Source organism: Streptomyces sp. Go-475 (assembly GCF_003330845.1).
Lineage (GTDB): Bacteria > Actinomycetota > Actinomycetes > Streptomycetales > Streptomycetaceae > Streptomyces.
The window spans coordinates 2,463,216-2,484,588 of the sequence record NZ_CP026121.1 but is presented as its reverse complement, the minus strand read 5'-3'; the positions used below and the strand labels follow the sequence as shown (position 1 = coordinate 2,484,588).

Annotated in this window: 24 protein-coding genes and 2 pseudogenes; 11 read left to right on the top strand and 15 right to left on the bottom strand. The window is 70.0% G+C overall.

What is annotated here, in order from left to right; genetic code table 11:
* The first annotated feature begins 815 nt into the window (after window positions 1–815).
* Complete coding sequence (locus C1703_RS11395) at window positions 816–1,577, top strand: hypothetical protein (RefSeq protein WP_157993097.1); 762 nt, start codon at window positions 816–818, stop codon at window positions 1,575–1,577.
* Between the two features lie 296 nt (window positions 1,578–1,873).
* On the opposite strand, the gene C1703_RS11390 is transcribed toward C1703_RS11395, so the two are convergent.
* Complete coding sequence (locus tag C1703_RS11390) at window positions 1,874–2,080, bottom strand: winged helix-turn-helix domain-containing protein (RefSeq protein ID WP_114251999.1); 207 nt, start codon at window positions 2,078–2,080, stop codon at window positions 1,874–1,876.
* Window positions 2,081–2,241: 161 nt separating this feature from the next.
* Between C1703_RS11390 and C1703_RS11385 the strand changes: the two genes are divergently transcribed.
* Both C1703_RS11385 and C1703_RS11380 read left to right on the top strand, forming a co-directional pair.
* A complete protein-coding gene (locus C1703_RS11385; protein ID WP_114251997.1) occupies window positions 2,242–2,562 on the top strand; it encodes a hypothetical protein in 321 nt (106 codons plus the stop codon).
* Between the two features lie 427 nt (window positions 2,563–2,989).
* Window positions 2,990–3,208, top strand: coding sequence for a helix-turn-helix transcriptional regulator (locus tag C1703_RS11380; RefSeq protein WP_232840454.1), 219 nt, complete (start codon window positions 2,990–2,992; stop codon window positions 3,206–3,208).
* 70 nt (window positions 3,209–3,278) lie between these two features.
* On the opposite strand, the gene C1703_RS38915 is transcribed toward C1703_RS11380, so the two are convergent.
* From C1703_RS38915 to C1703_RS11365, 4 genes are read right to left on the bottom strand one after another with little or no spacing between them, the layout of a single operon-like run.
* On the bottom strand, window positions 3,279–3,542 hold the full coding sequence (locus tag C1703_RS38915; RefSeq protein ID WP_157993096.1) for a hypothetical protein: 264 nt from the start codon (window positions 3,540–3,542) through the stop codon (window positions 3,279–3,281).
* Window positions 3,543–3,560: 18 nt separating this feature from the next.
* Window positions 3,561–3,965 carry a hypothetical protein gene (locus tag C1703_RS11375; RefSeq protein WP_114251993.1) on the bottom strand — a complete coding sequence of 135 codons (405 nt, stop codon included), beginning with the start codon at window positions 3,963–3,965 and terminating at the stop codon, window positions 3,561–3,563.
* Window positions 3,962–4,564 carry a DUF6415 family natural product biosynthesis protein gene (locus C1703_RS11370; RefSeq protein ID WP_114251991.1) on the bottom strand — a complete coding sequence of 201 codons (603 nt, stop codon included), beginning with the start codon at window positions 4,562–4,564 and terminating at the stop codon, window positions 3,962–3,964. The genes C1703_RS11375 and C1703_RS11370 overlap by 4 nt, the downstream gene beginning before the upstream one ends.
* On the bottom strand, window positions 4,561–4,767 hold the full coding sequence (locus tag C1703_RS11365) for a hypothetical protein (protein WP_114251989.1): 207 nt from the start codon (window positions 4,765–4,767) through the stop codon (window positions 4,561–4,563). Before C1703_RS11365 ends, C1703_RS11370 begins: the two co-directional genes overlap by 4 nt.
* A gap of 172 nt (window positions 4,768–4,939) precedes the next feature.
* Here C1703_RS11365 and C1703_RS11360 point away from each other — a divergent pair, with 172 nt between their 5' ends.
* The 4 genes and pseudogenes from C1703_RS11360 to C1703_RS11345 all read left to right on the top strand — a co-directional run bounded on the left by C1703_RS11360 (window position 4,940) and on the right by C1703_RS11345 (window position 7,850).
* Window positions 4,940–5,692, top strand: a complete 753-nt coding sequence (locus C1703_RS11360) for a DUF6879 family protein (RefSeq protein WP_114257375.1) — start codon at window positions 4,940–4,942, stop codon at window positions 5,690–5,692.
* Between the two features lie 10 nt (window positions 5,693–5,702).
* A pseudogene (locus C1703_RS11355) lies at window positions 5,703–6,555 on the top strand (helix-turn-helix transcriptional regulator).
* Between the two features lie 75 nt (window positions 6,556–6,630).
* Window positions 6,631–7,083: a DUF6153 family protein gene (locus C1703_RS39620; RefSeq protein WP_232840453.1), complete on the top strand. Its 453-nt coding sequence runs from the start codon at window positions 6,631–6,633 to the stop codon at window positions 7,081–7,083.
* A gap of 101 nt (window positions 7,084–7,184) precedes the next feature.
* A complete protein-coding gene (locus C1703_RS11345) occupies window positions 7,185–7,850 on the top strand; it encodes a DUF305 domain-containing protein (RefSeq protein ID WP_114251985.1) in 666 nt (221 codons plus the stop codon).
* A gap of 11 nt (window positions 7,851–7,861) precedes the next feature.
* Here the strand turns inward: C1703_RS11345 and C1703_RS11340 are convergent, their stop codons facing one another.
* The 4 genes and pseudogenes from C1703_RS11340 to C1703_RS11325 form a co-directional block, all read right to left on the bottom strand.
* Window positions 7,862–8,215: a hypothetical protein gene (locus tag C1703_RS11340; RefSeq protein WP_031112032.1), complete on the bottom strand. Its 354-nt coding sequence runs from the start codon at window positions 8,213–8,215 to the stop codon at window positions 7,862–7,864.
* Between the two features lie 84 nt (window positions 8,216–8,299).
* Window positions 8,300–8,818 carry a hypothetical protein gene (locus tag C1703_RS11335; protein WP_114251983.1) on the bottom strand — a complete coding sequence of 173 codons (519 nt, stop codon included), beginning with the start codon at window positions 8,816–8,818 and terminating at the stop codon, window positions 8,300–8,302.
* A 263-nt stretch (window positions 8,819–9,081) separates the two neighbouring features.
* Window positions 9,082–10,920 (bottom strand): annotated as a pseudogene (locus C1703_RS11330) (EAL domain-containing protein); the annotation flags it as partial.
* Window positions 10,921–11,077: 157 nt separating this feature from the next.
* Window positions 11,078–12,001, bottom strand: a complete 924-nt coding sequence (locus C1703_RS11325) for a 2-dehydropantoate 2-reductase (protein WP_114251981.1) — start codon at window positions 11,999–12,001, stop codon at window positions 11,078–11,080.
* Between the two features lie 102 nt (window positions 12,002–12,103).
* Between C1703_RS11325 and C1703_RS11320 the strand changes: the two genes are divergently transcribed.
* Window positions 12,104–12,334 carry a DUF2277 domain-containing protein gene (locus C1703_RS11320; RefSeq protein WP_114251979.1) on the top strand — a complete coding sequence of 77 codons (231 nt, stop codon included), beginning with the start codon at window positions 12,104–12,106 and terminating at the stop codon, window positions 12,332–12,334.
* Window positions 12,335–12,382: 48 nt separating this feature from the next.
* Here the strand turns inward: C1703_RS11320 and C1703_RS11315 are convergent, their stop codons facing one another.
* A complete protein-coding gene (locus C1703_RS11315) occupies window positions 12,383–12,979 on the bottom strand; it encodes a VTT domain-containing protein (protein ID WP_114257374.1) in 597 nt (198 codons plus the stop codon).
* Window positions 12,980–13,249: 270 nt separating this feature from the next.
* On the opposite strand from C1703_RS11315, the gene C1703_RS11310 reads away from it, so the two are divergent.
* Entirely contained in the window at window positions 13,250–13,789 is a 540-nt protein-coding gene (locus tag C1703_RS11310) for a superoxide dismutase family protein (protein ID WP_114251977.1), read from the top strand.
* Between the two features lie 69 nt (window positions 13,790–13,858).
* On the opposite strand, the gene C1703_RS11305 is transcribed toward C1703_RS11310, so the two are convergent.
* The 4 genes from C1703_RS11305 to C1703_RS11290 all read right to left on the bottom strand — a co-directional run bounded on the left by C1703_RS11305 (window position 13,859) and on the right by C1703_RS11290 (window position 18,976).
* Window positions 13,859–14,308, bottom strand: a complete 450-nt coding sequence (locus tag C1703_RS11305) for a DoxX family protein (RefSeq protein ID WP_114251976.1) — start codon at window positions 14,306–14,308, stop codon at window positions 13,859–13,861.
* A 78-nt stretch (window positions 14,309–14,386) separates the two neighbouring features.
* Window positions 14,387–16,282: an FAD/NAD(P)-binding protein gene (locus C1703_RS11300; RefSeq protein ID WP_232840749.1), complete on the bottom strand. Its 1,896-nt coding sequence runs from the start codon at window positions 16,280–16,282 to the stop codon at window positions 14,387–14,389.
* 331 nt (window positions 16,283–16,613) lie between these two features.
* Window positions 16,614–18,251, bottom strand: coding sequence for an alkaline phosphatase D family protein (locus C1703_RS11295; RefSeq protein WP_114251975.1), 1,638 nt, complete (start codon window positions 18,249–18,251; stop codon window positions 16,614–16,616).
* An 80-nt stretch (window positions 18,252–18,331) separates the two neighbouring features.
* Complete coding sequence (locus C1703_RS11290; protein WP_114251973.1) at window positions 18,332–18,976, bottom strand: HNH endonuclease family protein; 645 nt, start codon at window positions 18,974–18,976, stop codon at window positions 18,332–18,334.
* 400 nt (window positions 18,977–19,376) lie between these two features.
* Here C1703_RS11290 and C1703_RS11285 point away from each other — a divergent pair, with 400 nt between their 5' ends.
* Window positions 19,377–19,958: a TMEM165/GDT1 family protein gene (locus C1703_RS11285; protein WP_114251971.1), complete on the top strand. Its 582-nt coding sequence runs from the start codon at window positions 19,377–19,379 to the stop codon at window positions 19,956–19,958.
* 175 nt (window positions 19,959–20,133) lie between these two features.
* Window positions 20,134–20,793, top strand: coding sequence for an HAD-IA family hydrolase (locus C1703_RS11280; protein ID WP_114251969.1), 660 nt, complete (start codon window positions 20,134–20,136; stop codon window positions 20,791–20,793).
* A gap of 26 nt (window positions 20,794–20,819) precedes the next feature.
* On the opposite strand, the gene cpt is transcribed toward C1703_RS11280, so the two are convergent.
* The gene (cpt, locus tag C1703_RS11275; protein ID WP_114251967.1) at window positions 20,820–21,353 is read right to left on the bottom strand and encodes a chloramphenicol phosphotransferase CPT; all 534 of its coding nucleotides are present in this window, start codon (window positions 21,351–21,353) and stop codon (window positions 20,820–20,822) included.
* Window positions 21,354–21,373 lie beyond the last annotated feature (20 nt).

Sequence of the window (21,373 nt, the reverse complement as noted above, 5' to 3'; positions counted from 1 at the left end):
GGCTTACCGCTGTCATCTCTCGGCCCCTGGTGCTCATCTCTGCTCTCGTCATCTCAATGCCGGCAGAGATTCAGCTAGCCCGTGCTTCCGGCTTCTCGAACAACTTCGAGTACCTCATGCCGCTAGTGCTGTCTCTGTACTCCGCTGCATCTGCTGTCATTGCCACTACTCGGCCCCGTGGCACAAAGGGCCGGAAGTCTGCAATTGCTGGCAGTGGAGTTGCCTTGGGGATGGCTCTGTCTGCTCAGGTGGTCGGACACCTTATCTCCAGCGGCTACATGACTTTTGGTCCGTGGCTTGTGGCTGCTGTGTCCTCTGTGCCGGCTCTTGCAGCCGCTCACATGCTCCATTTGGCTGCACTGCCAAAGTCCACTGTCGGTGTCACTCCTCTTGAATCCGGACATGAGAACGAGGAAGAGCCTGTAAACGGCTCTGAGGCTGCCGAGGAAGAGACCGAAGTGCCTACTCCTGCTGCGCCCCGTAAGAAGGGCGCGCAGGGCCGTTCCCGTCCCTCTCTCCAAGCTATCCGGGGTGTGGGTGACACTCTCGATAAGACTGGACAGAAGGTGACTGCTAAGGCTCTTGCTGCTGCCTTCAAGGTCTCTGAGCGTACCGGGGCCCGTTACCTCTCTCAGCTCACTGCATAGGAGAAGCGCAATGGATGACAGCACTACGGACACCCTGACAACAGGACGGCAGACACATGCAGAGCTGAATGACATGACACCCCTAGAAGTGTATGAGGCCATAAGGGCCGGACACTTCCATGTCCGGGGCGAGTAAGGAACACATTGACTACGAACATTGGAGAGACCATGACTAAGAACACGATGGATATCCCTGCCGATCTTCCCCTGTCTACTCGGGTAAAGGCTCTCAAGAAGGCTTGGGAGCAGGCAGAGGCCAGGCTGTCTGAATACAAGACCGAGAATTCTCGTTATACCTCCCGACGAACTCTGAATGCCTTGGACCAGTACGTTTACCATGTGCCGGCTATTCGAGAAGCTGAGCAGGAACTCAAGGAACAGGAGATACAGGCTGCGGCGGCAGGCAAGGAACTCCCGGACCGTGACGCCACGCTGCGCCCCATTGAGGAGAAGGTGAGTGAATATCGCCGTATGGTTCCCGCCCTTGAGGCCCTGGTGTCCAAGGCTCACCAGGAATATTTGGAGGGAGTAAAGGCAGAGCTATTGCCGATGGGCCTCAAGGAGGCGGCTAAGGCGCAGAAGGCCAGGGAGGAATGGGAGCGGCTGCATAGGGCCGCTATGGAGGCTAAGGCGACTCTGGAGAAGCACGCTGGTCTGTTCACATTCTGTGTGTCTGAGGGCGACATGGATACTCACCCGCGGTATGGGCATAGCCAGGGTGACAACCTGGAATACTGGCAGCTTGCCGAGGATGGCCGGCTTACCTGGGAGGCGTCCCAGGAACTGGATTACCTGGATTGGGTTGTGAAGGTTCCTGGCCTTATTGAGCCCAACCCGAATCCTCCTGTCACGGAGGAGTTCAACCATAATCACAAGCCGCGGCATTTCATTGCCAAGGCTGACGGATACGGTGGCAACTGGGAGCACTGACACATACCCGGGGATTTTGGCAACTTTTTTGGCTGTCAGGGTCCCCGGCTTTCGTGTTTGGCATTGAGATCTTGGAAAAGTCTGAAACCCGTACGCGATCGAATGCAAGGACTCCCGGCGGGTTCTCCGAATGCCTTTCTACCCATTACCCCGGGGGTGTGCGTGTGTATATACCTGGGCAGGCGCAGACAATGCCGGCCTGCCTTAGATGGGTGGCATGCGAAACGACACCAACAAGCCAGTTAGCAGACACGAGACGAGACATCAGAGGCAGGAGCCAGGGCCCAATAGAAACGTCAGACGACGAACGTTCCCTTGGCTGGCAGGGTTTCGACCAAGCCTCTCTCCCTGAGGTCCCTGTCTGCCCTACGGACTGTGCCAGCACTGACCCTGTACCTGTCGGCTAGCTCCCTCTCGTTCTCCAGCCGACCACCTGAGGGGATCTCGCCTGCATTGATCCTCTGTTCAAGGTCACGTGCCACACGCTGCCACTCGTATTCCATGGCCTCATGGTCTGTGCACCCTCTGCACTCAGCACTTTGGGTAGCACGCTGTGCGGACTGTGCACAGTGTGCGTAGACTCGACGGCTCAGACAGAGAACGGCCCCGGACAGAGGGACTAGCTCTGACACCGGGGCCTTGATCCGAAGGAAGGTTCGGACCCATGAGCATCATTCCAGAGGGGCAGTCGGAGCTACGACGGATGCCGGCCGATGGCACAGGTAAGACAGGCTTCTATCAGCCCGGGGGAGTCATGCAGCGGTTGGCAGAGGGCAGGGAAGAGAACATCCTCAGGTCGACCCGTAGGGACGTCGAACGGGCCATGGCTCTGGTGATGAACCCCAAGGCGACCAAGGATCAACTGATCCGGTCTCTCTACACCATGTGCTTCTGGGCGAATCAGGCCGCGGAGGTAGCCGAGTGCCGAGGTGAGCGGCTGACAGCTATGAGCGACGACGAGACCGAGGAACTGACGGCTGACTGACGAGACACCCCACGACTGACCCCCTGACTGCGCCGATGGCCAGGGGGTCTACTCATGCCCTGGTGGGGAGGCAGCTTCAGTAGGTAGTCCATGGCAAGTTGCCTGTATGGCTTGGGAGTTGTTGACCAGTGGTGTTGTCCCTGGTTAGAGTCTTGGCTAGTCGCACTGCCTTACAAGCAGGATGTCGGCGGTTCGAAACCGTCCGCGCCCACGGTACCGAGTAGCAGGTCAGAGGCCTCCTGGAGATTTCGCAGGGGGCCTCTCCTGTGAGCGAAGTCCACAGTCCACCACTCCAAACGATCATGTTTCTGTGCCACTCGTGTGAGGGACTTGATCGTCGGGGCGTGAGGAGGAACGGCCCGCGGGCGGCGACCAGCGGATGACCGCCCGCGGATCGTTACCGCTTGGTCGGGTGCCTCTCGATCCCATGCCCGACTGGGTACTCGCCCGCCGCCGGGTCATCGGGGACCGCATCCGCGAGCCGCGCCGCGGTGAAGGCCTCTCGCAGGTTCAGCTCGGCGAGCGCGTCGGCCTGGACCACAAGACGATCCACCGGTACGAGACTGCGCAGCGGGCTCCCACCATCACCGAGCTGCTGCTCATCGCCGACGTCCTGAACACGCCGCTGTCGGAGCTGGTGAAGTGAGCGGCCGCCCCCGACGGGGGTGACGAGGGCGGCCGCGGTCGAGGGCCCGCTTCCTGTCGACGGCAGGGGGTCACCCGTTCTTGCCGCCGAAGCGCCTCCGGTTCTTCCTGCTCTTCGACCTTCCGCCCCGGCTCAGGGTCGCGCGCTCCGGCGGCTTGGTCGCGACATGCACGAAGGGGCATCTGCGGCACTCGTAGCTGTACTTGGGGTACGAATCGGTGGCCGGCCGGGCCGCGAACTCGTCTGCCTTGCCGGCCAGCCAGCGGCTTGCAGCTTCGGGTGATGCGAAGGACCGCTTCCCGTCGGCCGGGCAGCGGGGTAACTGGTTGGGCATTGTGTGTGCTCCAGGAGGTCACAGGCGGCGGCCGACGGCGATGTCGTCGTTGCCCGCGAGCCGCAGGATCGCGCGCAGCATGATCTGGAGCCGTCGGTCGTCCAGGTCCTGCACGGAGGCGAGCGTGGTGATCCCGATGCCCACCATGGACAGCACCAGGTGGAGGAAGGAGCGCTGTCCCTCGTCGAGCCCCAGCCCGTACTGGAGCCCCGACAGACCTTCGAAGTGGGCGACCTCGCCGACGTCGGTGTCGATGATCAGGGCGTGGCGTACGGCCCGACCCTCCAGGATCGTCCGCTCCTCGACCAACGCCTGGACCGCAGCCCGGACGCGGGACGACTTCGCCGTGCGCACCAGCTGCTCGCCCAGCCGCTCGAACTCGTCGGTGTCAGTGTCGGGTGCCTCGGGTTCGATGGTGGTCATGCCGATGCCTCCACACAGCGTCCGCGGCTGACGCGGCGAGTGGCGGCGGCGCGAGCGCATGCCCTCCGGTACTCCCCGTACAGCCTCCTCTCCTCCTCGCAGAAGAGCCTGGCGTTCCAGCCCCTGTCGTCCACGGTCCGGCACGTCGGGCACCTCAGGCAGTGCTCGGCCAGGCGCACGAACGCCCTCTGCTCGGGCGTCTCCTCCACTCCCGCACTGACGATCTCGTAGTGCTCGCACAGGGCAACCAGCACGCGAGCCAGCCTCCGTGCGTACGTCACGCTTCCGGCCAGCGCGGCAAAGCCCAGCTCGGGTGCGCGGAGCTTGCCGCGTGCCTCCGCGACGCAGTGCATCGCGCCGGATCGGGTCACGCTGTTCCTCGGCAGCCGCGCGGCCGCCTGCTCGGCCTGGGGCAGGAGCAGTTCAAGGTGCCCGAGCAGAGCCTCCGTGAGCGTGGCCACTTCATCGTCTCGCAGCAGAGGGTGCGGCCCCGAGTCGCCCCCGAGCACAATCTGCGTGGTCTCCCGCATCACCGCAAGGTCGGGCGGAGGCGGATCCGCGATGGTTGTGCCCTCGAGGGTCTGTCGCTTCGTGCTCATGTCGTCGGGCTCCCTTGCTGGAGTGCGCGTGCCAGTCGCATGGCCACGTCCGCGCGTACGCGCCCCAGCTCCACGAGACGAAGGCTCGGCGCTGCCGGATCCACCGAGAGCGACGGCAGCACGATGCCGACCTGATCGAGGGCCGCCCGGAGGGACTCCGCGGCAGTGAAAGGGTCGACGTCCTGTGCGGTTGTTTCGGCCATGACTGGACCGTACGAAGGCGGTGTTGACACCCGCCATGCGATGTTCTCGAATGTTCTCGTGGCCTGACCGAGTGTTCTCCGGTGGTCTCACGACGGGGCGCGTGCACGGTAGTACGAGGCCCGGAGCCTGGTGATGCTGAAGGCGACGCAACCCAGCACGAGGGAGACCACCATGGCGCGACAGCTGCGATTCAACGGCACGGACAGCAAGAACGGTGCGTGCCCGGCATTGCACGAGGACCTCGACAGCGGTGAGATCATCGTCCAGGGACGGCCAATCACCGACCCTGCGGACTTGCGGCAGTTGCAGCACTTCGGACTGGACGACGCCGCGGTGGTTGTTCCCCGCGAGCTGCTCGTGAACCACGGCCCGAAGGAGATGAACCGCGTGCCCAAACTCATCGACCTTGAGGAGTTCGGCCAGCTGTTCCACCACTTCGAGCACTCGGCCTGGCACCTGGAGACCCGGCGCGGCTACGCCTCCGACCGCGAAGACGAGGGCTACACCGAGTTCCTCAAGACGGGCCACGCCCCGATGGACCTCGACAGCGACTGGTGCCAGAACATTCGCCGGCAGACCCAGGCGGGCAAGTACGTCGGCCGTGTGCGCGTCGTCGACAACCCGCCGACCGAGGGCCAGTTGTTCCTGCTGTCCTACGCCCGCTGCAACGCGGCCACCGGCGAGGACGTCCGGAACCTGTGGCGTGAGGACGCCGAGCGGGCGCATCTGCCCGCCGAGGACTTCTGGATCTTCGACAGCCGCCTCGTCGCCATCCTCCGCTTCGACGACGAGGACGTCTTTCATGACGTCGTGATCATCACCGAGCCCGCCGAGGTGCTGCGGTACTGCCAGGTCCGCGACGCCGCGGTCCACGCGTCCGTGCCCTACGACCGGTTCGCGGCGCAGCTCGGCACGCAGGAGTAGACCCCCGCCGGTGAGCACGGACTACCAGCAGGCCCGGGAGGCCCTCGGCCATCGGCTGAGGGAACTACGCCTGTCCGCTCCTGAGGGCCGTCTCACCGGCACACAGCTCGCACAGCGGCTCGGCTGGCCGCACTCCAAGGTGTACAAGCTGGAGGGCGGCCGGCAGACCGCGACGAGTGAGGACCTCCATGCCTGGGCCCACGCCGTCGGACAGCCCGAAGTGGTCGGTGAACTGGACGCCCGACTCAAAGGGTTCGAGGCCCACATCCGGTCGTGGAACCGCCAGCTCGCTGCCGGGCACCGGCCCGTCCAGGACACGTGGAACGTCGCTGTCGACCGAGCACGTGTCATCCACGCGTGGGAAGAGGCTGTCGTCCCGGGCATGCTCCAGACCGCCGACTACGCCCGGCACATCTTCCTGCGGTACGCGGATCTGCAGGGGACGAAGCGGGACACGGAGGAGGCCGTCCGCTCCCGGATGGAACGACAGTCGTGGCTGTATCAGGGAGGCCGGCGGTTCCACGCGCTCGTGTGGGAGGCCGCGTTGCACGCGCTGGTGTGCCCCCCCGTCCGTGCTGGCCGCCCAGCTGGACCGGCTGGCGGGACAGGTCGGGATGGACACGGTCGAGCTTGGGATCATTCCGCTGAGCGCGTCGCTGCGGGTCCCGGCCGCGAACGGGTTCTGGATCCTCGACGGCAGTCTCGTCATCGCTGAGGACTGGCATGCCGAGTTGTGGCTCGACGACGACGCGACCGTGGTCTCCTACCGGCGCGTGTGGGACACCTTGAGTGAGTCCGCGGTCTACGGGGCGGACGCCCAGAACGTCATCAGCCGGGTTCGGCGCACGCTGAACCCGTTCTGAGGTCGGCTACGGCCGTCCGCGACGGGACCACCGTCAGACGCCCCGGGCCCGCATCGGCCCGCGCCGTTCTCTAAGATGTGCGGCGTGAACAGCCCCCGACAGCGTGCCCCGCGATTCGCCGTACGGCGGTGGCGTGCGCTGTGTGTGCTGGGGCTGTTGGTGGGGCTGCTGGGGATGCACGGGCTGGCGCCGGGGGGTGGTCTCCCCGGGCAGATGCACGCACAGCCTGCGCACGGGCAGCCGACGCCCGCGCAGCATTCGCACGCGACCCAGACCCACGAAGGCACCTCCGCGGCACATCACCCGCAGGCCACGCCCTACGGGCAATGCGGTCACGGGCACGTCCAGCACGCCGACGCGACCTGTGCGTCGGGGGCTGTCGGCGGTGGACCCGTGCTGCCCTTGCTCGTCGCCGACCCGGTGCCCGTGCCCGTACGGGAGGACGTCGTACGGGCGCGCGACGGCGCCGGTCCGGACGGTGCGCGCGCTTCACCATCGCTCTCCGAACTCCAGCTTCTGCGGATATAGGACACCCTCACGCCCCGCGCCGGCTTCGCATGCCCGGGGCGGTGCGTCGCCGTGTCCTGAACCCGTTCCAGAAGCAAGCAGAAGCAAGCAGGAGTTCACGCATGACCAGCATCCGTACCCTGACGCGCCGGGCCGCCCTCGTGGCGGTGGCGGGCGTCGCCCTGACCGCCCTCACCGCGTGCGGCGGCGACGGCAGCGGCAGCAGCGGCAGTGGGCACCGGGGGCACGCCTCCTCGTCCGCCGGCGCCGCGACCGAGCCCGCGGCCGGGAAGCACAACGCCCAGGACGTCTCCTTCGCGCAGGGCATGATCCCGCACCACCGGCAGGCCCTGGAGATGGCGCGCATGGCCGACGGCCGGGCCTCCTCCGGCGCGGTGAAGGACCTCGCGGCGCGGATCGAGAAGGCCCAGGACCCGGAGATCAAGACCATGACCGGCTGGCTGAAGACCTGGGGCGAGGACGTCCCCGAGCCCGGCGCCGGCATGGACCACTCCGCCGCGGGCCACTCCGGCATGCCGGGGATGATGAGCGACGAGGACATGGCCGAGCTGGAGAAGTCCTCGGGCGAGGCCTTCGACGCGAAGTTCCTGGCGTTGATGGTCGAGCACCACGAGGGTGCCGTGGAGATGGCCACCGTCGAGAAGAGCAAGGGCCGTTACGGCCCCGCCAAGGCCATGGCCGACGACATCGTCACCGCGCAGAACGCCGAGATCAGCGAGATGAACAAGCTGCTCGGCAAGGGCAAGAGCGGTGGGGCCGCGGGCTGACCCTCCAGCCGCTACGAGGCTCCGTCGGTCTCCTCCGGCGGAGCCTCGTGCGCGTGCTTCAGCGCCGAGCGGGCCACCACCCGCTCGGGGCCGCTGAGTTCGGACCAGTAGCGGTGGGTGCTGACGAACACCGCGAGCTCGTGTTCGCGTCGCCGGAGCTTCTCGACCTCCGCCTGCTCGTCGGCCGTCCAGCCGGGGGAGGCGGGGCGTTCCACCTTGCGCCAGCCGTTGTCGTCGCTGAAGCCGTCCAGCGGCTCCACCGACCACGGGAGTCGTTTCAGCAGGGCCGACAGCTCGGCCCGGACCTGATGGAGTTCCTCCTGACCGGCGAGGAGGTCACTCGGAAAGTCATAGGTCGTAGCCACGACCCAATGATACGCCTGTTCGAATTGAGTGGACGAGCGTCTTCCCGTGGTGCATGCGAACAGGTGACCGATTGCCTGTGCTCGTCACGGAATGGGCGGAGGCTGCGCCTGGCCGGCGGCGTTCGTCGCACCCCGGGTGCTCCGGGCCACTGCCCTCATGTCCTCGCTGTCACTGCGCCGCAGCACATAGAGCTTGCCCATGGCGATCAGACTGGGACCGCACAGCATGATCGCAAGCCACCACACGTCCTTGGCGACGTAGATACCGGCGCCGAGCATGGCGATGCTGATCACGGCGCCCACATACAGACCCGTCATCCACAGCGCGTGCTGACGCTTCTCCCGCGCCAGCCGCACTTCGCGCTCCGCGGCCGCCCTGGCGTTCTCGTCCTGGCGCGCAGCCGCCTCCCGCTGCATGTCCAACTGCCTGAGCCGGATCTGGTGATCCCGCTTCAACTGTGGTTCCAGAGCCGCTAAAGCAATCTTGAGCTGCTCCGGTCCGCCGAGGGCGGCACCCCACTTCATGGCGATCTCCAGACCCACCGAGACGACGAGGTCGTCCGGCGGGAGGGGAGGGGCGCCGCTGCTTTCTTCCACGCTCACTGCCGCGCGCCTCCATCACCGCTTCCTGCCGGGTCGTACTCGACCGCCGTCGGTTCGGGAGGCGGCCCCAGAATCGCGAAGAGCCGGGCGAGGGCGTACTCGAGTTCACCCGCCGCTCTGGTCACCGCCTCGGCCTCGTCCTGGCTGTGCCGCGTGTACCCGCGCAGCAGCTCCGCCGCCGCAAGCCCCGGTCCGGCAAAGGTGTCGCCGTCTGATGCCGTGCCCCGTACGTCGCTGCCCTCGAAGCCGACGCCGGGCCGCCTGTGCGGAACCGGATAGCGGCCGACGGCGAGTGCCCGACGCAGTCGGTACTCGTCCAGCGGCCCGGAGAAGGCCATGCCCTGTCCGTGGGTGCAGCCCATCGCATGCAGGGCGACGACCTGCTCGGGCAGGTCCACCCCTTCGGCCACGGACTGCAGCCCGAGGTCGCCGGCGATGCGCAGCAGCCCACTGGTGATCTTGTGCAGGCGCGCGGACTCGACGACGCCCTCGACCAGGCCACGGTCCAGCTTGAGCGCGTCGAGGGCAAGCCGCCTGAGGGTCGTGATCACCGCCGGGTCGCTGCCGAACCCGTCGAGCGCGATCCGGACACCGATCCGTCTGAGGGCGCCCAGACGAGGTTCCAGTTCGTCCAGGGAGACTGTCGGGTCGGCGTCGGACAGTTCGATGATCAGCGACCCGGAGGGCAGGCCGTGCCGGGTGAGCAGAGCCTCGATCGAGCCGAGGGGCTTCGACGGGTCCAGGAACCGGCGGGCACTGATGCGGACGGCCACCGGCACTGCCAGGCCCGCCGCATACCGTTCTGCGGCCTGCGCGACGGCCTGGTCCAGTGTCCATCGGTCCAACTCGGTGGTTTCCTCACTGCCTTCGGCCCGAAGCTCCGCCGGCGTGAAGAGCACTCCCTGCGAGGAGCGCCAGCGCACGTGCGCGGCCACCGCTGTGATCCGGCCGTCCTCCAGGGACACCACGGGCTGGTGGAGCAGGGTGAACTCGCCGTCGTGCAGTGCGGCGCGCAGGCGCGTGGCCCGCTCGGCCTTGCGGACGACGTCCTGCTGCATCTGCGGCTTGTACAGCTCGACGCGGCCCTTGCCGGCACCCTTGGCCCGGTGCATCGCGAGGTCGGCGTTGCGCAGCAGCTCGCCCGCGCCGAGGCCGGGTTCGGCGAAGGCGACGCCGATGGAGGCGTTGACGCGGACATCGTTGCCGTCGATGAGGTAGGGCTGGGAGAGCGTCGTCCTGAGTCGGTCGGCGAGTTCCAGTATGTGCCGCTGCCTCGCCTCGCGGTCGCGGGTGTTGTCCCCGACGATCAGGGCGGCGAACTCGTCGCCGCCCAGCCGGGAGGCGGTGTCGCCCTGGCGGACCGAGTCCTGCAGTCTGCGGGCCGCCTGGACGAGCAGTTCGTCCCCGGCCTGGTGTCCGATGGTGTCGTTGACGGCCTTGAAGCCGTCGAGGTCGATGAAGAGCACGGCCGTGTTCCGCAGGGCCACGCCCCTCTCGGAGGCGCGGCGGCCCGACAGCGCGTGCTGGACGCGCTTGGTGAACAGGGCGCGGTTGGGCAGGTCCGTGAGCGGGTCGTGCTCGGCGTTGTGCTGCAACTGGGCCTGGAGCCGCACGCGTTCGGTCACGTCCCGGCTGTTGAAGATCAGGCCGCCGTGGTGCCTTTTGACGACCGACTCGACGTGGATCCAGGTCCCGTCGCCCGAGCGGAAGCGGCACTCGATGCGCGTGGTGGGCTCCTCGACCGGGTCGGCGGCGAGGAAACGCCGCACCTCGTGCACGACGCTGCCCAGGTCATCCGGGTGGATGACACCGGCCAGTTCCGTGCCCAGCAGATCCTCCGCCGGGCGGCCGTAGACGTCGGCGGCGGCCGGGGAGACGTACCTCAGGATGCCGCTGGGGGCGACGAGCATGATGACGTCGCTCGAGTCCTGCACCAGGGAACGGAAGTGGTTTTCCTTCTGGGACAGTTCCCGGACGAGTTCCAGGTTGTCGAACAGCGCGAACGCCTTCTGCACGACGAGAACGAGCACCACCGTGCCGACCGGAACGAGCATGATGGCGTCGACGCCACGGCCGCTGAACGCGGCATAGGAGATGCCGAGCATCCCGGCGACCGTCGCCATGACGGGTGCGCGGAGCGCCGAGCCGGTGCGCGTCGGAGCCGCCCTGAGCAATGACGACAAGAACTTGCGCATGCCCGTCCCCCTTCGCGCCGCCTGCACACTATCGAGACTCCGGCAGCACTGTCAGTAAGACAAGCTAACTGCTCGTGATCGTATCGGCCGCTCCCTGGCCGGCGGCCAGTTCGCCCACCACCCGGGCCGTCACCGGAGCCGGTACGCCGTGGCGGTCGGCGGCGCGGAGCAACGCGCCGCCGATGGCGTCCAGTTCGAGGGGCCGGCCCGCCTCGGCGTCGCGCTGCATCGACGACTTCATCGACGGTGGGAAGGCGTCGTAGCGAGCGAGGGCCTGGGCCGGGTCCGCCGGGCCGCCGCACGCGCGGCTGATCGCGGCCGTCTCCTCGACCAGCGCGGTCAGTTCGGCGCGGTGGCGGGTGCGGACCTCGCCGAGAGGGACGCCGTGGCGGGTGGTCAGCAGGGCCATCGGGGCGAGGAACGACATCTTCGCCCACAGGGCCGCCGTCTCGTCCTCCAGGACCCGGGTGGCCGGACCGGCGGCGTCGAAGGCCTCGGCGAGGGCGTCGAGGCGGGCCCGGGGGACGCCCGTGCCGGTCAGGTCGATCTCCGCGAAGGGGCTGCCGTGTTCGATGACGCCGGGGGCGACCCGGGTCGACTCGACGCGGATGACGGCGGGGGCGACGCGGTCGGCCCGGTAGCGGGCGCGCAGGATCGCCGGGTGTTCGACGCCGTTCAGGAACGGCACGAGGAGGCCGTCGGACAGCGCGGACGCGGGGACGCGAGCCAGGGCGGCGTCAAGGCTCGTGTGCTTGACGGTGATCAGGCAGGCGTCGACCGGTTCGCCCAGCACGGTGCCGGCCTCCACGCGGGCCGTGAAGTCGCCGAAGCGGCCGCTGCGGACCTGGATGCCGTCGGTGCGCAGGGCGTCGGCCGTCTTCTCGCCCGCCAGGCAGATCACGCGGTGCCCGGCGCGGGAGAGCAGGGCGGCGAGCAGGCCGCCCACGCCGCCCGGGCCCAGGACGGCCACGGTGAGTTCGTTGCCCATGTCGGGTTCCTCTCGTCGGTCGGCCCCGGGATGGTGGCCGCCTCTCCGCGATCATGGCAGGAGTCGCTGTCGCATGGGGGCCGAACGGGCGAGACTGGGGGCATGTGCCGGAGTATCAAGACCCTGCGTCCGCCCGTGCTGCCCGAAGAGGCCACGGCGGAGGACATTCGGGCTGCCGCGTTGCAGTACGTGCGGAAGGTCTCGGGTTTCCGGGCCCCCGCCGCCCACAACCAGGAGGTGTTCGACCGCGCGGTGGAGGCCGTCGCGCAGGCCACGGCCGAACTGCTGGACGGCCTGGAGGTACGGGGCGCCGGAACGCGCCGGGCGAGCTGAACGGGCGGACCGGCTGCGCCGCCCCCGCTTCCCGCCCCAGCGCACCCCCTACGACGCCCGCGGCTCCCTGCGCACCACGTACGCCGCCCCCGCGCCCGCCGCGAACAGCGCTGCCACCGACACCGCCGTCGCCAGCCAGCTCGCGCCCAGCCAGTGCGCGCCGAAGTAGCCGAGGGCGACGCTGTACGCCGCCCAGGTGAGGCCGGCCAGGGCGGACCAGGGGAGGAAGTCGCGGGCGCGGCGGTGGGCGGCGCCCGCGCCGAGGGAGACGACCGAGCGGCCCGCGGGGGCGAAGCGGGCGAGGACGACGAGCGCGCCGCCGCCCCGCGAGAGCGCCGCGCCGAGACGTTCCTGCGCGGTGGTCAGGCGCCGGGACCGGGAGATCGCCCGGTCCAGCCGGTCCCCGCCGCGCCAGGCGAGGCGGTAGGCGACCAGGTCACCCAGGACGGAGGCGGTGGCCGCGCACAGGGTCAGCGCCAGGATGTCGGGCACGTCGGCCGCCGAGCCCGCGGCCGCCGCCGTGGCCGCCGTGATCACCAGGACGCCGCTGGGCAGCACCGGCAGGAACACGTCGAGCAGGACGGACAGGGCCACCACCGCGTAGATCCATGGGCTGCCGACCAGCGACCCCACCTGCTCCAGCACCACAACTCCCCGTGACTCCCCCGTGGGCCAGACCGTGCCGCGATGTCGCGGGGGGAACGGCAGGAGTGGCCATGACAGCCATACAGCGTACGCCCGGGGTGTGACGGGTGGTTCACGGGGGGCTCGTACGTTCGGTACGGAGTGTTCACCTCGTCGCGCCTCGTCCGGGTTGTCACCCGGCTGCCGTGTCCCGGAGGGCGGTCGGCGCGGGCGTCCCGTAGCAACGGAAAGGGGTCGTGACCACGCACAAGGTGAGGAACGGTACACACCATGCTGGCAGGAATATGCGCGAGCGCCGTCGCCACCGCCCTGTTCGCCGGCGGCCCGGGCGGTGCCCACGGCTACGCGATGCGGACGGACGCCCGGTTCGCCCCGCCCGGCGCCGCCGACCGGTCGCCGGCGCTGACGTACGACCGGAGCCTCGTCCCCACGGCCTCGTGGATCGAGGTCGGCCAGCGCACGGCTCGCGGCGGCGCGACGACCGTCCGGCTGCGGGTGACCGGCATGAAGCCCGGGCACGCCTACGGCGTCCATGTGCACCGCAAGCCCTGCGGCGCCGACCCGGAGGCCGCCGGCGGGCACTACCAGCACCGGCCGTCGGGCGATCCGCACCACGTCGGTCCGCACAACGAGGTCTGGCTGGACTTCACCGCCGACCGGCACGGCACGGGCGCGGCGAGTGCCCGGCACGACTGGGGTTTCCGGCGCGGTGAGGCGTCCTCGGTCGTCCTCCACGACGTGCCGGGCGGCGCCGGCGCCCGGGTGGCCTGCTTCACGGTGCCGTTCGGGTGGGTGGCCGCGGGCGGGTAGCGGAAACGCCGAACGGCGCCTCCCACCCGGGTGGGAGGCGCCGTTCGGCGTCGGAGCGGACCGGGCGGCTCAGGCCGTCACCGGCGTCCGGGCGGACCGCTGCTCCTGCGCCGAGGTGCGCTTCGCCAGCAGCCGGTCCAGGCCGAAGGCGCCGGAGCCCGTGAAGATCAGCAGGAACATGGCCCAGCAGTACATGGCCGCGCCCTCGCCGCTGTTCTCGATGGGCCACAGGGCCTGCGGCTGGTGGACCTTGAAGTACGCGTACGCCATGGCGCCCGAGGAGATGAACGCCGCGATGCGGGTGCCGAGGCCCAGCAGGACCAGGGTGCCGCCGACGAGTTCGATGACGGCCGCGTACCAGTTGGGCCAGGCACCGGTCGAGGCGGTGCCGCCCTTGCCGTCCACACCACCGAGGACGCCGAAGAGCGCGACGGCGCCGTGGCAGGCGAACAACAGGCCGACGACGATCCGGAACAGTCCGAGAGCGTATGGCTGCGCGCCGTTCAGGCGTGCGGTCATGGGGGGTCTCCTTCGGTTGGCCGGCCCGTGCGGGGCCGGTCGGGGACAGAACCGACGAGTAACCCACGTTAGGTGTGCCTAATTGATGCTTGCAAGTTCAACATTTGGCCACTGCTTTGCCTCTGGCTGGGATTCGATTTCGGCCCCAGCCGCACGTAGAGCGGCTCTCGCCACCGCGTCCGCGTCCGAAAGGGTGACCGAATCCACCCCCGGACGCGCTCCCGCCGCAGTGACCCAGTGGACGCCTTCTGTCGGCACTCCGAACGCGAACCGCCTTGTGTGTGCAACTCCTTGACGGTCAATCAGATGATACGGGCGCCGCGTCACATCCAACCCCCCTGTTGTGTAACCGTCCACGGTGTGCGGGCGGCACTGGCCGGTTCGCAGCAGCCCGGCGAGCAGTTCGTCGGCCGTGCGCCGCAGGTCGGGTTCGGGCAGCCGGGCCTCTATGAGGGTTTTCACACGGACGGCCGAACCCGGCACGTCGGGCGAGTACGCCGTCCAGGCCCCGTCCTCCTCCACCACCTGCAACCGCGGCCCGAGCACCGTCACCACACCCGCCTCCACCAGCGCCGCGAGCTCCTCCGTGCGGCGCCGGGGCGGGCCGATGGAGAGGAACGCGTTGAGCGGCGTGTACCAACCGTCCAGGTGGTCCCGGCGGGAGGCGCCGGCGAGACCGCCGTGGTCGACGATCAGCCGGAGTTCGTTGCGCAGGTCGCGCAGCACGTCGAGGGACGCCTTCAGCGGGCCGCGCACATTGCCCAGGGCGGCCTCGGCGGCGTCCCGGCGCAGATACGCCAGCAGCCAGTCGCGCCACTCGCCCGGGTGCGCGAAGTCCCGTCCGCCGTACGGCCGCAGGATCCGCTCCCAGCACCAGCGGCCGGTGCCGGACACGCCGAACTCGTCCAGCAGCAGCGCCTCGCGGGGGTCGCCGTGCGGGACGGCCAGGAAGCGGTCGGCGAACTCCCGGTCCCGCCCGCCCTGCCCCGCACCGGAACCGGCGGTCCCCGCCCGCCGCAGCAGCGCGCGGTAGTAGACCGTCTCCACCTCCTTCGCCACCAGCGGCCATATCTCCGCCCGGAAGTCCGGCGCCTCCCCGGAGTCCGCGCGCTTGCGGAAGCCCGCGATCACCTCCGGTGTGAGGACCAGCGGGACGTGCCGGCCGTACGGCCCCTTCGCGTTGTCGCCGCGCGCCTGGTACGGGACACCGCGCCGGGAACCGGCGTAGAGCCGTGGCTCGTGGCCGGAGGGGAGATAGCGCAGCCCCCGGTCGTCGCGTACGAAACGGCCGCCGCGGCCGGTCGTCAGCAGGGCCGTGTGGTCGAAGAAGTTGAGGCCGAGTCCGCGCAGCAGGACGGGTTCGCCCGGGGGTACGGCGGACAGGTCGACGTCGGCCGGATTGGCGGGCGGGACGTGCCGCAGGCCGTGGCGGGCGGCGTGGGCCGCGAGGCGCCGCTGGACCGGGTCGGCCGTCGTCGGCAGATGGCCCTGGGCCAGGACCACCGCGGACAGGCCGGTCAGCGTGCGGCCGTCGTCGAGGGTGAGGGCCTGGCGGCCGCCGGGCGTGTCCCGCAGCCGGGTGGCGCGCGCCCGGTGCGTCTCGACGCGCACCGCCGCCGGTGCCTCCCGTACGACCTCGGCGAACACCCACTCCAGATAGCGGCCGTAGTCGGCCCGGGTCGGGTACTCGTCAGGGCCCAGCGCGCCGCGCGCCCACTCGTACAGGCTCGGGCCCGGGCGGATCGGGCCAGAGCAGTCCACGCTGTCGTCGGTGAACAGGGTCACCTGGCAGGCCACGGTGTTCATCAGCAGCTCGGGCGACTGCGCGGTGCGCCAGACCCGGCCGGGGCCCGGCGGATCCGGGTCGACGACGTGCACCGTCAACCGGGCGCCCGGCGGGAGGAGTTCCGGGGCGGAGGCGCAGAGGCGTTCCAGGACGCTGGTGCCGCGGGGCCCGGCCCCGACCAGGGCGATGGAGAGCGACCCCGGTTTCCCGGGCGGCGCGGATGTCTCGAGCGGCGCGGATTCCTCCGCCGGTATGGATGCCTCTGCCGGGGCGGACTCCTCCGCCGGTATGGATGCCTCTGCCGGGGCGGCTTCCTCGGGCGACGCAGACAAGGGGGGAACTCCAGGGCGTGGGGGGCGCGAGTGTCGGAGGTCCGCCGGTGGGGAAGCGGACGGTCCGCCTCATCATGCCGTCGCCGGGAGCGGGAGTCGGGGCCCGTGGGGAAGGATTGACGCTCGCTGTGGCATGCCTCACTGGCATCACAGGTCACAGCGGCAACAAACGGGCGGTACGGGTGGGTTACGGGGCAAGCTCGGAGTCCAGCAGCGTCGTCAGCCGCGGGCCCGTCCCCTGCCGCGCCTTCGCCTGTTCCAGTCGCAGCCGGGCCGAACGGCCGCGCAGCGTCAGGGTCATGAGCTGGTTGCCGAACCAGGGCCCGCCCGTCTTCCGCCAGCCGACCGGCGGGCGGGAGAGGCGGCCGTGCCGCGCGAGACCGCGGCCGAGGCCGCGCGCCAGAGCGCTCCAGCCGACCCGGAAGGCCAGCCGGATCGACAGGGGCACGGAGTTGTGGACGGGGGAGCAGACGAGCTGCACCACCCGGGCGTCGGGGCCGGAGCCCGGCCAGGACGGCTCGGCGACATAGGCGTGGTGCACGTCCCCGGACAGCACGCACACCGTCGCCGGGGCGTCCTTCCCGGAGCCGGCCTCGGCGATCAGCTCCGCCAGCCCGGCGAAGGACTCGGGGAACGCCGGCCAGTGCTCCAGGTCGGCGGCCCGCCGCACCTTCTCGCTCCACCGCGCCCAGCGCTCGCCCCGTTCGCCCCGGCACAGCGCCGCGTTCCACCCCTCGGCGTCGTGCACCAGGTGCGGCAGCAGCCAGGGCAGCGAGGTGCCGAGGAGGAGGTGGTCGTACGTCTCGGGGGTGTCCAGCACCTGCTCGCGCAGCCAGGCCTCCTCGCCCGGGTCGAGCATCGAGCGGGACTTCTCGTCCAGGACGCGGGCCGCACGGCTGTCCACCATCACCAGCCGTACGCGGCCGAAGTCGCGCCGGTAGCTCCAGCGGGCCGTGGCCGGGTCGGCGTCGGCCCGGGCGGCGAAGGTGCGCAGCACGTCGGTGCCGTCGGGGAGTTCGCGGACCTGCTGGTAGACCGGGTCGGCCGCCAGCTCCTCCAGGGAGAGGTTCCCCAGGTGCTGGTGGACCCAGTACGACATCAGGCCGCTCAGCAGCCGCTCCCGCCACCAGTCGGTGGCCCGCATGTCGGCGAGCCAGGCGGCGGAGGTGTTCCAGTCGTCGATGACGTCGTGGTCGTCGAAGATCATGAAACTGGGCACGGTGGACAGCAGCCAGCGGATGCGCGGGTCGAGCCAGGACTCGTAGTAGAGGTGCGTGTACTCCTCGTAGTCCGCGACGCCGCTGCCCGGCGGTTCGCCCAGGTCGCGGCGGGCCGCCAGCCAGCGCTGGGTGGTGTCGGAGGTCTCGTCGGCGTACACCTGGTCGCCGAGCAGCAGCAGGACGTGCGGCCGCTCGCCCTCGGGGTCGGCCGCGAGGCGGGTGGCGAGCGCGTCGAGGGCGTCCGGGCCGACGGGGTCGTGCCCGCCGGCCGGCGGGGCGGCCCAGCGGCAGGAGCCGAAGGCGACCCGCAGGGCCCCCTCCGGACCCGGCGCGTGGATCGCCGAGGGCGGGAAGGGGGAGCCGGGCGGCGGCCACACCCGGGCGTCGTCGAGGAAGACCTCGTACGTCGTGGTCGTGCCGGCCGTGAGGCCGGTCACCGGGACGAGCGCGTAGTGGTGGCCCGCGACCTGGAAGGTCCGGGCCGTGCCGCCCGCGCCGTCGGCACAGCGCACCTCGGCGGCGCACGGACGGCTCGTCTCGACCCATACGGTCGCGGACGAGCCGTCGGTGTACCTCAGCAGTGGTCCGAGGCGCAGTCCGGCCATGGCGATCCCCTCTCCGTCGCCCCGTACGGTACGGAACGACGGAGGTCAGCGGGGAGGTTCCGACACGAAAACAGCGCGCGTCAGCAGCTCGCCAGGTAGTTCGTCAGCGCGGACTTCTCGGCCGGGTCGACCGAGAGGTCGTAGTAGTACTTCACCTGGACCCAGGCGCGGACGTAGGTGCAGCGGTACGCCGTCCGGGAGGGCATCCAGGTGGCCGGGTCCTGGTCGCCCTTGGCCTGGTTGACGTTGTCGGTGACCGCGATGAGCTGCGGGCGGGTCAGGTCGTTGGCGAAGGCCTGCCGGCGGGAGGTGGTCCAGCTGTCGGCGCCGGAGTCCCAGGCCTCGGCCAGCGGGACCAGGTGGTCGATGTCGACGTCGGAGGCGGCGGACCAGGTGGCGCCGTCGTAGGGGGAGTACCAGCTGCCGCTGGTGGCGGCGCAGGAGGAGTCCTGGACGACGTTGGTGCCGTCGCGCTTGAGGACGACCTCGCGGGTGTTGCAGGTACCGGACTGGGTGATCCAGTGCGGGAAGAGGTCGCGGTTGTAGCCGGTGCGGTCCTCGGTGGCCACGGTGAGGGTGGCGAGGTAGGAGCGGGCGGTGGCGCCGCTGACCGGGGTGGGGAGTGCGGCGGAGGCCGTGGGGGCGTTGAAGAGGGCCACGGAGGATATGAGCGCGGTGGCGGCCGCGGCCACACCGAGCCGTCGACGCGCGTAGAACCTGGGCATGCGAACTCCCTGTGGAGAGGGGGGTGTTGGCGGGCGAGCGAGGGGAATGCTCGCGGTGCCGTGTTGCGCACAGGTGTGCGCCCGGTGAGAAGTTAATGACGCGTCCATGACATGACAAGGTTCAGGCGGAAACTTTTCACGCCAGGGGCGTCGCGTACCATGGACGGCGCAGAAGGGGAGTAGCTCTTCGCCGGACCGTCGACATACTGCTCAGCTCGCCTGAGCCGGCGCCCGGAGGCAGGTCCTTTCCCGGACCCGCCAGCGAGACCTTCGGCAAGCAGTGCACGCCCGTGCCGTACGGCACGGGTGCCGAGTGTGCTGCCGTGCCGAGGTGTCGCGTCGGAAGTTTTCGACAGGCTCAGCACTCTCGGTGGGGCAGCCCCGACCGATTGAGGAACCCTTGATCAGCCTGACCGTGACGGCCGTCGTCTTCGGCGTCGTCTTCCTCGCCGAACTGCCGGACAAGACCGCCCTGGCCGGCCTCGTCCTCGGCACCCGCTACCGCGCCTCCTACGTCTTCGCCGGGGTCGCCGCCGCCTTCGCGCTGCACGTCGCGCTCGCCGTCGCGGCCGGCAGCGTGCTGACCCTGCTGCCGCAGCAGATCGTGCACGCGCTGACCGGCGTGCTCTTCCTCGGCGGCGCCGCGATGCTGCTGCTGAAGAAGGGCGAGGACGAGGAGGAGATCCGCAAGCCGGAGAACCAGTCCTTCTGGAAGGTCTCGGGCGCGGGCTTCATGCTCATCCTGGTCGCCGAGTTCGGAGACCTCACCCAGATCATGACCGCGAACCTGGCCGCCCGCTACGACGACCCGCTCTCCGTCGGCCTGGGTGCGGTGCTGGCGCTGTGGGCCGTGGCCGGGCTCGGCATCGTCGGCGGAAAGGCGCTGATGAAGAAGGTGCCGCTGCGGCTGATCACACAGATCGCGGCGCTGGTGATGCTGGGTCTCGGAGTGTGGAGCCTGTGGGAGGCCGTGACCGGCTGAGCTGAACAGTGGGTGAACGTCCGCAGGGGCCCCCTGGCGCGAACCCGGACTTGTTTTGTACCGTGGAGGAACAAAGTGGCCTCCGCCCGTTTTCCCTGACCGGCGGGCGGGGCCGCCTTGTCCCTCCGGGGGCGTCTCGTGCCCCTGTCTCGCGCCCTGAGCCTTGGAGCTGCCGATGACGGCCACCGCCGTGCTCACCGCCCGCGCCCTCCTGCTGGACATGGACGGCACCCTCGTCAACTCCGACGCCGCGGTCGAACGCGTCTGGCGGCGCTGGGCCGAGCGGCACGGGCTCGACGGGGACGAGGTCATGAAAGTCGTCCACGGGCGGCAGGGTTACGCCTCGATGGCGCTGCTGCTGCCCGGCCGGCCCATGGAGCAGAACCACGCCGACAACGCCCGGATGCTCGCCGAGGAGACGGCCGACACGGACGGCGTCGTCGCGATCCCCGGGGCGCCGGAGTTCCTGGCCTCGCTGCGCGGGCTGCCGCACGCCCTCGTGACCTCCGCCGACGTGCCGCTCTCGACGGCCCGGATGGCGGCCGCCGGGCTGGAACTGCCCGGGGTGCGGGTGACCGCCGAGTCCGTCGGGGCGAGCAAGCCCGACCCGGAGGGCTTCCTGAAGGGCGCCGCCGAGCTGGGGGTCGCCCCCGCGGACTGTGTGGTGTTCGAGGACTCCGGCGCCGGGATAGCGGCGGGGCGGGCCGCCGGGATGACGGTGGTCGGGGTCGGGCCCCGGGCCGCGGTCCACGAGCCGGACGTGGTGGTCGAGGACCTCACGAAGGTACGCGTGGAGGCCGTCGGGGACGGGACGATCAGCCTCCACATCGGTTGAGGAGGCCCGGGGCTGTTGTGCCCCGGTCAGTCGACGCGGGCGGCGACGGCGCGTGCGCAGTCCAGGGACTCGGTGTGCGTCGTGTCCACCTCCACGTCGTACTCCACGCCCTCGTGGACGAGCCGTGCCTGTGACGCGGCCATGCCCCGGACGCGGTCTCCCCGGGCGATCTCACGCCCCGCGGCGACCGCGCCGTCGCACCTGACACCGACCCACAGCACGTCGAGCCCGGCCAGGGCCCGCTGCCACCGCTGCCGGGACGCCGGTCCGCCGAGGAACACGTCGTCGACGATCACCCGGGCGCCGGCCCGGGCCATCGCGGCGACGCCCTCCGCCCAGGCCGCGTCCAGGGCGCGGAACTCCGGCCCCACGCTCACGCCGCCGTCCGCCGCGAAGACGATCCCCGCGTCCGAGTCCTGCAACCTCGCGGGCATCGCGTCGACGAAGTCGTCCACGCCGAAGGCCAGCCACGGGTCAGGCAGGATCTCCTGGAGGCACCGCACGATCCCGGACTTGCCCGAGCTCGATCCGCCGTTGAGCACGATCACCTGAGGAGTCACGGCGTCACCGTAGGGCGGAC